At 57.3% G+C, this 295-nt stretch carries 1 pseudogene; it reads right to left on the reverse strand.

Annotation, left to right across the window (positions count from 1 at the left end):
* Positions 1 to 105: 105 nt before the first annotated feature.
* Positions 106 to 295 (reverse strand): annotated as a pseudogene (locus EN852_RS39305) (type II and III secretion system protein family protein); the annotation flags it as partial.

The raw sequence follows: 295 nt of genomic DNA on the forward strand, positions 1-295 counted from the left end.
GCTTTCAGCGAATCCCCCGATGCCAATGTCATCGTGTCGTAATTGTTGAGATAGTCGGCCGCGCAGCCTGAAAGCAGCCCGGAGCCGAGTAGAACGAGCAGGAGCTTATTTCTTGACATAGACCAGCTTGTCCTTCGATTTCACATCCAGCATGTGGCCATAGGGGCCGGTGACACCGTCGCCATGCTCATACTTCCTGATCATGTCCTTGCTGACTTCGAGCTGGCCGAGCAGCATGAGTTCCGGGTCGTTGGCGGGCCGCGTCTTGTCGAATGGCGTTGCCAGTTGCTCGCCG

The organism is Mesorhizobium sp. M2E.F.Ca.ET.209.01.1.1 (assembly GCF_004010375.2).
Classification (GTDB): domain Bacteria; phylum Pseudomonadota; class Alphaproteobacteria; order Rhizobiales; family Rhizobiaceae; genus Mesorhizobium.